Source organism: Streptomyces solincola, from assembly GCF_002982015.1.
Taxonomy (GTDB): Bacteria; Actinomycetota; Actinomycetes; order Streptomycetales; family Streptomycetaceae; genus Streptomyces; species Streptomyces solincola.
Window position 1 is genome coordinate 1 of the sequence record NZ_PVLV01000076.1, and the last position, 10,396, is coordinate 10,396.

Below are 10,396 nucleotides of genomic sequence, written 5' to 3' on the forward strand. Positions count from 1 at the left end.
GCGGGGGAGCGGTGGGCGGTGAGGGTGCGGGCGTTGCGCCAGTGCCGGTCCAGGCCGGGGGCGTCGGCCAGCTCCAGGACGCGGGCGGTGAGGTGGAGGGCGGCCCGGGCGGTGACCGCTTCGGCGGTGGCGACCAGGGCGGCGATGTCGGCGGGCTGCTCGACGTCCAGCCGGACGCCGGGCGCGAGGGCGTCGGCCAGGGCGTCGGTGGCCCGGTCCACCACGGCGGTCGCGGTGTGCGCGGCGGAGGCGAGTTCGCCGAAGGCGAGGAGCAGGTCCGGATCCTCGGCGGGCGGCAGGCCGGCCGGGGCGGCCGGGCGGTGGGCGGGGGCGGCGCGGCTGAGGTCGCGGGCCTCGGCCAGCGCGCCGTGCAGGTTGCCGAGGCCGACATGGGCCAGGGCGAGCCGCAGCGCCGAGGGGGCGAGCGCGGTGTAGGGCGCGGTGGCCTCCGCGTCCGGCGGCCGGACCCCGACCACCTGCGGGAGCGTCTCCGGTACGCCGCCGGGGGCGGCCTCCGGGACGGTGACGCCGTCGAAGGCGACGGCCCCGGCGCCGGCGACCCGCTGGCCCAGGCGGTCGGCGGCCGGATCGACGGACACCCCCGGGTGGTCGGCCGGCACCCGGACCACCAGGACGTCGCCGGTGCCCGGGCAGACCGCGTCCACCAGGAAGCAGTCCGCCACGGTGGCGGCGGTGTGCACGGCGGCGACGCCGTGCAGCAGGTGGCCGGCGCCCAGCGGCAGCAGGGACGGGGCGGGGCCGTTCCCGGCGCCGGCCCACAGCAGGCCGCCCTGGACGGATGCCCGCTCCAGGGCGGCGGCCTGCTCGGCGGCGCCGTGGAAGCGGACGTCCCAGCCGTGTGCGTAGTGCCGGGCCAGCAGCTCGCCGACGGAGCTGTCCGCCGCGGCGATCTGCTGGATCACCGCGCAGCCGGTACGCCAGTCCGCGCCGCGGTCCGGTCCCGGCGGGGTGAGCGCCGCCGGCAGCCCGGCGTCGCGCAGCCGGCCCGCCTCGTCCACCGGGGCCCTGCCGGCGTGGTCGCGGTCGACGGCGTCCGCGGCCAGGTCGTCGGCGACCTCCCGGGCGGTGCGGAGCAGCAGCGCCCGTACGCCGTCGTCCGCCGCGAGCGGGGGCGCGGCGCTCTCCATGAGGGCGGACGCCGCGAGGGCGGTCATCGGACGGCCTCCTGGGGGTCGGGTGCGGGGGCGTCCTCGGCCGCCGCCGGGGCGGGCTCGCGGGCGCGCAGGTGGGCGCGGACGGAGTGGGCCACGGCGGCCGCCCAGACGGCGTAGAGCAGGCCGTAGACGGTCCACTGGACGGCGTCCGGGACGGTGGGTCCCTCGCCGCGCAGCAGGGTGCGGACGTTGGTGAGGACGATGAGGCCGCCCACCGCGGAGCCCAGTACGCGCGGCGGCACCCGGCGGACCAGCCAGGCGGCGGCCGGCGCCGCGATCAGGCCGCCGGCCAGCAGCGCGGCGGCCCAGGAGGCGTTCACCCCCTGGGAGCCGAGGCCGAAGAGGAAGCCGAGGCTCGCGGCGACGGCGACCAGGAACTCGCTGGTGTCCACCGAGCCGATGACCTTGCGCGGCTCCAGCCTCCCGCCGGCCAGGATCGCGGGGGTGCCGACCGGGCCCCAGCCGCCGCCCCCGGTGGCGTCCAGGAAGCCGGCCACCAGGCCGAGCGGGGTGAGGAAGCGCTTGCGCAGCGGCTTGCCCAGGGTGCCGGCGGGCACCCCGGCGAAGGTGAACCGGACGAGGACGTAGAGGCCGAGCGCGAGCAGGACCACCGTCGTCACCGGTTCGGCGACCTCGGTGGAGAGCGTGGACAGCACCGTCGCGCCGGCGAAGGCGCCCACCGCGCCGGGGAGTCCGATCCGGACGACCACCCGCCAGTCGACGTTGCCGAAGCGCCAGTGGGCGACGCCGGAGGCGAGCGTGGTGCCGATCTCGGCCAGGTGGACGGTGGCCGAGGCCGCGGCCGGGTTGGCGCCGACGGCCAGCAGCAGGGTGGTGGAGGTGACGCCGTACGCCATGCCCAGGCTGCCGTCCACGAGTTGGGCGCCGAGCCCGGCAAGTGCCAGCAGGATCAGGGTTCTCACGGTCGGTCACCTCGTCCGGACTGGATCTCCAGCTTTCCCATCGGATTGGTAGGGATAGCGTCCCGGCGGGGCGGCGCTGAGGCAAGGGGCGTCCGGATGGCGGACGGTGACGTCTCGATGGGAGAGAAGACGCAGTGAGGGGGGTCGCGGGCGGGGGAGGGGGACGGGTCAGGGGTTGGTCCAGGCGGCGGGGTCCTCGGTGAGGGCGTGCACCTCGGCCGGGAGGCGGCCGGAGGTCACGTCCGCGAGGGACACCCCCTCCAGGATCTGCCGGACGTTGGCCCGCAGCGCGATCCACAGCGGCAGCAGCGACTCGGCGGGCCCGCTGTAGGACAGTTCGGGCGGCCGCACTCCGCGTACCGACACCAGCGGGCCGTCCACCGCGCGCACCACGTCCGCGATGCTGATACCGTCGGCGGGCCGGGCCAGCTTGTAGCCGCCGTTCACCCCGCGCTGGCTGACGACCAGTCCGCCGCGCCGCATGTCGTTGAGGATGCCCTCAAGGAACTTGTGCGGGATGTCCTGGGCCTCGGCGATCGCCTCCGCCTTCAGCGGGGAGCCCTTCGCCTCCCCGCAGGCGAGCAGCAGGGCGGCCCGTACCGCGTAGTCCGCTCTGGCTGAGATCCGCATACGGCCAGTATCGGCCACGGGCCGCGGCGACCGGGGAGGCGGGGGCGTCAGGCGTCGCCGGCGGCGGGCGGGGCGCCGTCCCGCCCGCACGCGCCGACCCAGATGCCGGTGACGGCGCTGACGTACCGGGCGCCGCAGTGGTCGGTGGGGACCACGAGCTGGCAGCCGTCGGCGTCCAGGTCGCGGCCGTCTATCCGGGTGGCCAGCAGCAGCGGCGCGGCCCCGAAGTCGGCGTCGATCTCGGCCCAGGAGAGCACGGTGTGGTGGCCGTCCCCGCCGCCGACCGCCACCAGGAAACGGGAGCGGTGCTTGCGGCGGCGCGGATCGAAGCAGGGCTCGGCGGCGGTCAGCACCTCGCGCAGCAGCGGGCCCTGGAAGGTGTGCCGGCGCGGGCCGCTCTGCGCGCACTGGAAGACGACCTCGGCGCGGTGCTCGGGCCAGCGGGCGCGCAGCTCGGCGGCGGTGAGGGTCAGCGGCTCGGCGACCTCCCCGTGCACGCGGAAGGACCGGGCGGACCCGGAGGCGCGGTGGGCGGTGAGGGCGGTGGAGGCGCGGGCGGCGGTGAGGGCGGTGGAGGTGCGGGTCATCGAAGTTCCCCTCCGGACGGCGGCCGCGGCGGTGTGCCGGGCGCGGCTGGGCGGGGATTACCCGGGCCCGGCCGCGCCCAACCTCGTGTGCCATCCGAAAGGGGGTGAAGGGTTGGCATTTGTGAGCTTGCTACGAAGAACCGGCGCGCGTTTCCGGTCACATCCGCCGAGACGTCTCACTCCTCGGGATCTCCCAGGAGGCCGTCCACGGGAAGCGTCCCGGCCGCCCGGGCCATCGCCCGCCACACCCGGTCCCGGGTGACCGGCAGTTCGGTGAAGCGGATGCCGGTGGCGTCCCGCAGGGCGTTGGCGAAGGCGGGGGCGACCGGGTTGAACGGGCTCTCGCTCATCGACTTCGCGCCCAGCGGCCCGAGCGGGTCGTGGGTCTCGGTGAAGTGCACCTCGGTGCGGGGGACGTCGGCGTACTGCGGCAGCCGGTAGCGGCGGAAGGCGGCGGTGGTCACCTCGCCGCGCTCGTCGACGCGGACGTTCTCGAAGAGGGTCGCGCCGAGCGCCTGCGCGACGCCGCCCTCCACCTGGCCGCGGCACTGCATCGGGTTCATCACCACGCCCGCGTCGGCCGAGTGCACACTGCGCAGGATGCGGATCTCGCCGGTGTCCGGGTCCACCGCGAGGCGGAACCACTGGGCGTTGAACGCCACCGAGCGCGGGGTGCCGCCCCAGTGCCCCTCGGCGGCCGTCTCCTCGGCGTCGCCGTTCGCCCGCGCCGCCTCGTACAGCTCCTTCAGCGTCACCGTGCGGCCCGCGCAGTCCACCGCCTCGGCGCCCAGCACGCACAGGTGCCGGGCCACGCCGGTGTACCGGGCGGCGTAGGTGCGCAGCCGCTCGGCCAGCGCGCCGGCGGCGATGTGCACCGCCTTGCCGGCGACGACGGTGCCGGCCGAGCCGAAGGCGCCGGTGTCGTGGCGGACCACGTCGGTGTCGGACTGGCGGATGACGACCCGGTCCTCGGTGGTGGCCAGCGCCTGGGCGGTGAGCTGCTGGTGGACGGTGGTGGTGCCGTTGCCGAACTCCGCCGTCCCCACGGCCACGTCGTAGGAGCCGTCGGGCAGCAGGGAGACCCGGGCGTCGGCGTAGTGGCCGCCCGGCGGGGCGGTGGCGATCATGGCGATCGCGCTGCCCTGGCCGACCAGCCAGCCCTCCGGCGCCCCGGCGGCGCTCACGTCCTCCGCCAGCGCCCGGCGCACCACCGCCATGCACTGGTCCAGGCCGTAGGAGGCCAGGTGGAGGTCTTCCTCCTCCTCGCCGACCGGGCTGACCATGTGGTCGCCGGGGCGGATGGCGTTGCGCTCGCGGATCACCAGCGGGTCCAGGCCCAGCCGGCGGGCCAGCTCGTCCATCACCGACTCCAGGGCGAAGACCACCTGGCCGAGGCCGTAGCCGCGGAACGCGCCGGCCGGCACGCAGTTGGTGTAGACGGCGTAGGCGTCGACCTTCTTGTGCGGGGCGCGGTAGACGGCGAAGGACTCGCCGACGCTGTGGAACATCACCCCCGGGCCGTGGTTGCCGTACGCCCCGGTGTTGGAGACCACCCGCATCTGGAGTGCGGTCAGCGTGCCGTCGGCGCGGGCGCCGGCCTTGACGGTGACCTTGAACGGGTGGCGGGTGGTGGTCCCGTGGAACTGCTCGGCGCGGGTGAACTCCAGCTTCACCGGCCGGCGCAGCCTCAGCGCGGCCAGGGTGACGATGTCCTCGGTGAGCATCTCCTGCTTGCCGCCGAAGCCGCCGCCGACCCGGCCGGCCACCACCCGGACGTCCTCCTCCGGCAGGTCGAACAGCGCGCACAGCGCCCGGCGGGTGAGGAACGGCGTCTGGCTTGAGGAGCGCACGGTCAGCCGCTCGCCGCCGGACTCCCCGGGCTCGAACCAGGCCACGCAGCCGTGCGTCTCCAGGCTGGCGTGCTGCACCCGCTGGGTCTGGAAGGTCTCCTCGTGGACGACGTCCGCCTCGGCGAAGCCGGCCGCCACGTCGCCGACCTCGCCGTGCACCTCGCCGGCCACGTTGGCCTCCGGGCGGGGGATCCGCTCGGCTGCGCCCTTGTCGCCGTGCAGGGCGGGCGCGCCGGGCCGCATGGCCTCCTCCGAGTCTGTGACGTGGGGCAGTTGCTCGTAGGCCACCTCGATCCGCCGGCAGCCCTCCTCGGCCGCTGCCTCGCTCTGCGCGACCACGGCGGCGACGCGCTGTCCCACGAAGCGGACGACGCTGTCCAGTACGCGGGTGTCGTCCGGGTCCTCGCCCGGGTGCTCGTGCCGGGCGGAGGAGTACAGCCGGTCCGGGGCGTCCTCGTGGGTGAGGACGGCGACCACGCCGGGCACCCGCAGGGCGGCCGAGGTGTCGACGGCGGTGATCCGGGCGTGCGGGTGCGGGGAGCGCAGCAGCTTCATGTGCAGCAGCCCGGGGACCTCGACGTCGAAGGTGTAGCGGGCGGCGCCGGTGACCACCAGCGGCCCGGCGGGCGCGCCGACCTTCCGGCCCACGGCCGCGCCGGCCGCGGGCCGCTCGGTGTGCCGCACCCCGCGTACGGCGTCCTCGATGGCCCGGTAGCCGGTGCAGCGGCAGATGTTGCCCTTGAAGGCGCGCGGCAGGTCCGCCAGCTTGCCGTCGTCGTCCTCGGTGCCGCGCTCGGCCTCCAGGGCGGCCGTGGTCATCAGGAAGCCGGCTGTGCAGAAGCCGCACTGGAAGCCCTGAGCGTCCAGGAACCTCTGCTGCACGGGGTGGAGTTCGCCCACCGCTGCTCCCTGCGGGCCGCCGCCCGAGCCGCACAGCCCCTCGACGGTGGTGACCGCCCGGCCCTCGGCGCGGACCGCCGGGTAGACGCAACTGTGCACCGGGCGGCCGTCCACGTGGACGGTGCAGGCGCCGCAGTCCCCGGCGTCGCAGCCCTTCTTCACCCCGAACCAGCCGCGTTCGCGCAGATAGGTGCGCAGGCACTGGCCGGCTCGCGGCTCCTCGCCGTGCGCCCGCCCGTTGACCTCGATCGCGAAGCTCATCGACTGCCGCCCTTCCGGCCCTGCGCGGGGGCTTCCGTCAGCTCGCGGCGGACCTCCTCGGCGTACCGGAAGGCCATGTGCCGCCGCCACTCGGGCAGCCCGTGGATGTCGTCGAACCAGTCCGCCTCGCAGGTCTCGGCCGCCAGTGCGCGGCGCAGCCCGGCCGCGTCCGGCGGCAGCGGGAACCAGAGCCGGACGGGCCGTACGGTCGCGGCGGTCACGGTCACCGCCAGCGAGCCGTCCACCGGGTCCAGCGCCCCGATGACCAGGGCGGCGGAGCGGCCGAGCCCGTAGATGCTGGCCTGCCGGAAGGCGGTACGGGAGGCCAGCGCGCGGGCCGGGACGGTGACCGAGCGCAGCAGCTCGCCCTCGGCGAGGACCGTGCGCCCCGCGCCGGTGACGAAGTCGGCGGCAGCGACCCGGCGCAGGGCGCCGTCCTGGGCGCGCAGCAGGCAGTCCGCGTCCAGCGCGGCGGTCAGCGAGATCATCGGACCCGCGGGCAGCGCGTTGCAGAGGTTGCCGCCGACGGTGGCCGTGTGCCAGATCTTGAACGAGGCGAGGAAGGCCCGGCAGCACTGCTCGACCAGTCCGGCGGCGGGGGCCGCCGTCTTGCGTCCGTGGCGGGAGAGTTCGGCGATGGTGCAGGTGGCCGCGATCTCCAGGGCGCCGTCCGGCAGCAGGGTCAGCGGCTGCCAGCCCATCCGGCTGAGGTCGACCAGCCGGCGCAGGTGCGGCTGCGGTTCGGAGAAGAGGTAGGTGCCGCCGCCCAGCCAGGCGTCGCCGGGCCGCCAGGGGCCGGCCCGCCGGGCGTCGCGCACCTCGGTGATCGTGTTCAGGTCCATGGGCTCCCCGCCCCGTTCGGGCTGACGCTGCCGTCCGGCCCGTGGTGGCCGGAGTCCGGCGCCGTACGTACCGATTCCGGCCAGGTGCCGGCGTCCGGCGCCGGACCCCCTCAGTGAAGCGCGGCGCGGGGCCGCGGACGACTGGGCTGGAACACGGAATCGGACGACCGGAACCGGCCGCCCCTGGGCGAACCACCAACAGCCCTTCCCCGATTCTCACCTGGCATCTACCATCCAGGAGGCCACTTTCACCTGGTGAATGAGAGGCATGACGGGGGTTGCACGGCGCAAGGAGACAGAGCATGCACGTCGGACACCTGCTCCAGCTCCACGGTCTGGAGCTCGACCTGGTCTGGGCCGAGAGGGAACTGCTGACCCGTGAGATCGGCGGGGTCACCGCCACCGACCTGGAGGACCCGGCGCGCTTCCTGCAACGCGGCGAGATCGTGCTGAGCGGGCTGGTCTGGTGGGCCCCCGGCGACGGGCGCGACAAGATCGACCGGTTCGTCTCGGCGCTGCGCACGGCGGAGGTGTCGGCGCTCCTCGCCGGCGAGGAGACGCACGGCGAGGTCCCCGCCGAGCTGGCCGCCTCCTGCCGCGACCACCGGGTGGCGCTGCTCGCGGTGCCCGCCCGCACCACCTTCCGGGCCGTCACCGAGGCGGTCTACCTGCGCCAGTGGGGCGACCTCAGCCGCCGGCCGAGCACCCACCACGCCCTGCCCGGCACCCTGCGCGGCGAACTGGACAAGCTGGTCGACCAGGGCGCCGGCCCCGGCGAGCTGCTGCGGAGCGCCTTCGCGCACCTCGGGTCGCTGCCCGGCTGCGTCCTGACCGCCACCGGGCGGACGGTGGCCCGCACCCCCGGCGCGCAGCCGCTGCCGCCGGACCGGGCCGCCGCGGTCGTACGGGCCCCGCACGGCGGCTCCGGCACGGAGGGGACCACCCTGCGGGTGCCGGACGAGGCGGCCACCGCCTACGACACCTGGTACCTGCATGTGCCCGGCGGCGTGGAGGTCCCGCCGCGGGCGCTGCACGAGATCGCCGACGTGCTGGGCCGCTACCGCCGGGTGCTCGGCGTCCGCGGCACGGCCCGCCGCCGGGCGGCCGCCGAACTGGTGCGGCTACTGGCGTCGGGCGCGCCCGACCCGGAGGCCCTGGACGCCGCGCTCGCCGCGGCCGGGCTGCCGACGACCGGTCCGTACCGGCTGCTGGTCGCGGAGGCGGCGGACCCGGAGCCGTGGCCGCCCGCGGCGCAGACCGACCCGGCCGGCCCCGGTGAGGCGCGCACCGAGGCGGCGCGCGCGCAGACGCGTACGGAAGCGGGCGCGGGCGCGCAGTGGCGGGTGGGGGCGCCGGCGGGCGCGTGGACGGAGGCGGAGGCGCTCGCCGAGGGCGCGGCGGCCGTCGCGCGGGCGGACCAGGGCGCGGGCGGACCCGCCCGGCCGGTGGCCGCCGAGGGGGCGCTGGCCGAGGTGCTGGCGTACCTGGACCCGGTCGGCTACGCGGTCGCGCCGGCCGAGCGCGGGGAGGTGGTCGCGGTGGTGCGGTGCGACCCGGACGCGGCCGGCGCGGAACCGGCCCGGCTCGCCGCGCTGTGGCCGCTGGTGCTGGCCGCCCGCCCGGTCGTCCCGCTGCACGCGGGGCTCAGCGTGCCCGCGGCGGCCGCCGCCGCGCTGCCCGCGGCCCTGGCGCAGGCCCGTTACGCGCGCGACGCGGCCCGGGTGCTGGGACCGGGCGCGGGGTGCGTGACTGCGGGGGACGAGCTGTCGTCGCTCGCAACCCTGCTGGCCGGGGTGCCCGCCGGGGTCCGCGAGACCTTCGCCGAGCGCACCCTGGGGCCGCTCGGCGACCAGGACTCCTCCGCGCACGCCATCCTGCTGCGGACCCTGGAGGTGTTCCTCGCCCACAACTGCTCCTGGGCGCGCACCGCGGAGGCGCTGCACCTGCACGTCAACACGGTGCACTACCGCATCCAGCGCATCCAGGCGCTGACCGGCCGCGACCTGACCAAGCTGGACGACAAGCTGGACCTGTACGCGGCGCTGCTCTGCCGCTGAGCCCGCCCGCGACCCGGCCTCAGGGCACGTCGGCCTCAGGGCGGGCCGGCCTCAGGGCAGGTCGGCCTCAGGGCAGGTCGATGTGGACGCTGGTGGACTTCACCCGGGCGGTCACCGTGACGCCCACCTCGATGCCCAGCTCCTCCACCGCCTCGCGGGTCACCACGGACACCACCCGGTGCGGCCCGCACTGCACCTCGACCCGGGCGGCCACCTCGTCCACCACGACGCCGGTGACGATCCCGGGGAAGAAGTTGCGCACGGAGGTGACGACGCTGTCCGGGACCTGGTGGACGCCGCGGGCCCGTTCGGTGGCGAACGCCGCGAGCCCGGCGCCGTCGATCGCCCGGTTGCCGGCCTTGTCCCGGTCCATCCGCAGCCGCCCGCCGTCCGCCCATCTGCGTACGGTCTCCGGGCTGACGTTCAGGATGCGGGCGGCCTGTCCGATGCTGTACGAGGGCACCTGCGCACTCTAGGGCCTGGGCCGCCGCCGCCCGGCTCGTGGCTACGCCGAAGAGACGGGCCGGGACCCCGTCCCCGACCCCGTAGGAGACCCCGCCGCCCGTCGGTCGCGCAGCGCCCAGGCGTACGCCACCGCGCCCGCGACCGTGAACTCGGCGGCGACCAGCAGCCAGCCGGCCGGATAGCGGCCGCTCTGGGCGAGCAGCCCGAACAGCGGCGGCCCGACCGCGAACCCGGCGAAGAAGCCGGCGGCGACCAGGGACGAGTCGGCCCCCGCCCGGCCCGGTGAGGCCCGCTGGACCACCAGCACCATGGACACCGCGTTCGCCGAGACGGCGAACACCCCGAAGGCCACCGCCGCCGCCCACACCAGCCACGCCGCGTGCGCCGAGGCGACCAGCAGCAGCGCCGAGCCGACCGCGCCGGCCGCCAGCAGCGCCGGCAGCCACTCCGCCCGGCCCGGGCGGGCGGCCTTGGACCAGCCGACCCGCCCCGCGACGCCGACCGCGCCGAGCACCGCCACCAGGGCCGCGGCCGCGGTCGGTCCGAGGCCCAGCTCCCGGTCGCCGAAGAGCGAGAGGTAGGTGTTCACCGACGCCACCCCGGCCCCCAGGAACAGCGAGAACGCCGACAGCCAGGCCACATGCCCGCGCGGGACGGACGCCGCCCGCCCCGGCGCCGGGGCGGCGGCGCCGTCCGGCGCGGGCAT

The 10,396-nt window shown here is 76.5% G+C and carries 9 protein-coding genes; 1 reads left to right on the forward strand and 8 read right to left on the reverse strand.

Translation table 11 applies throughout. From position 1 onward, the window contains the following. The 6 genes from C6N75_RS05745 to C6N75_RS05770 form a co-directional block, all read right to left on the reverse strand. Nucleotides 1-1,175: acyl-CoA dehydrogenase family protein (locus C6N75_RS05745; RefSeq protein WP_105867749.1), on the reverse strand; the 1,175-nt coding region annotated here is incomplete at its 3' end. After that, entirely contained in the window at nucleotides 1,172-2,098 is a 927-nt protein-coding gene (locus C6N75_RS05750; protein WP_105867750.1) for a sulfite exporter TauE/SafE family protein, read from the reverse strand. The genes C6N75_RS05750 and C6N75_RS05745, both read right to left, overlap by 4 nt. Nucleotides 2,099-2,266: 168 nt before the next feature. Beyond that, nucleotides 2,267-2,728, reverse strand: coding sequence for an RrF2 family transcriptional regulator (locus C6N75_RS05755; protein ID WP_105867751.1), 462 nt, complete (start codon nucleotides 2,726-2,728; stop codon nucleotides 2,267-2,269). Between the two features lie 47 nt (nucleotides 2,729-2,775). Then, nucleotides 2,776-3,315: a molybdopterin-dependent oxidoreductase gene (locus tag C6N75_RS05760; protein ID WP_105867752.1), complete on the reverse strand. Its 540-nt coding sequence runs from the start codon at nucleotides 3,313-3,315 to the stop codon at nucleotides 2,776-2,778. A gap of 176 nt (nucleotides 3,316-3,491) precedes the next feature. Next, nucleotides 3,492-6,326 carry a molybdopterin-dependent oxidoreductase gene (locus C6N75_RS05765; protein WP_105867753.1) on the reverse strand — a complete coding sequence of 945 codons (2,835 nt, stop codon included), beginning with the start codon at nucleotides 6,324-6,326 and terminating at the stop codon, nucleotides 3,492-3,494. Then, nucleotides 6,323-7,168 (reverse strand): FAD binding domain-containing protein, encoded by an 846-nt coding sequence (locus tag C6N75_RS05770; RefSeq protein ID WP_105867754.1) that lies wholly within the window; start codon nucleotides 7,166-7,168, stop codon nucleotides 6,323-6,325. Before C6N75_RS05770 ends, C6N75_RS05765 begins: the two co-directional genes overlap by 4 nt. Nucleotides 7,169-7,470: 302 nt before the next feature. On the opposite strand from C6N75_RS05770, the gene C6N75_RS31360 reads away from it, so the two are divergent. Beyond that, entirely contained in the window at nucleotides 7,471-9,225 is a 1,755-nt protein-coding gene (locus tag C6N75_RS31360) for a PucR family transcriptional regulator (protein ID WP_258177246.1), read from the forward strand. Between the two features lie 67 nt (nucleotides 9,226-9,292). On the opposite strand, the gene C6N75_RS05785 is transcribed toward C6N75_RS31360, so the two are convergent. Then, complete coding sequence (locus C6N75_RS05785; protein WP_105867755.1) at nucleotides 9,293-9,688, reverse strand: TOBE domain-containing protein; 396 nt, start codon at nucleotides 9,686-9,688, stop codon at nucleotides 9,293-9,295. 42 nt (nucleotides 9,689-9,730) lie between these two features. Then, the coding region (locus C6N75_RS05790; protein WP_146132493.1) for an MFS transporter at nucleotides 9,731-10,396 on the reverse strand (666 nt) is incomplete at its 5' end.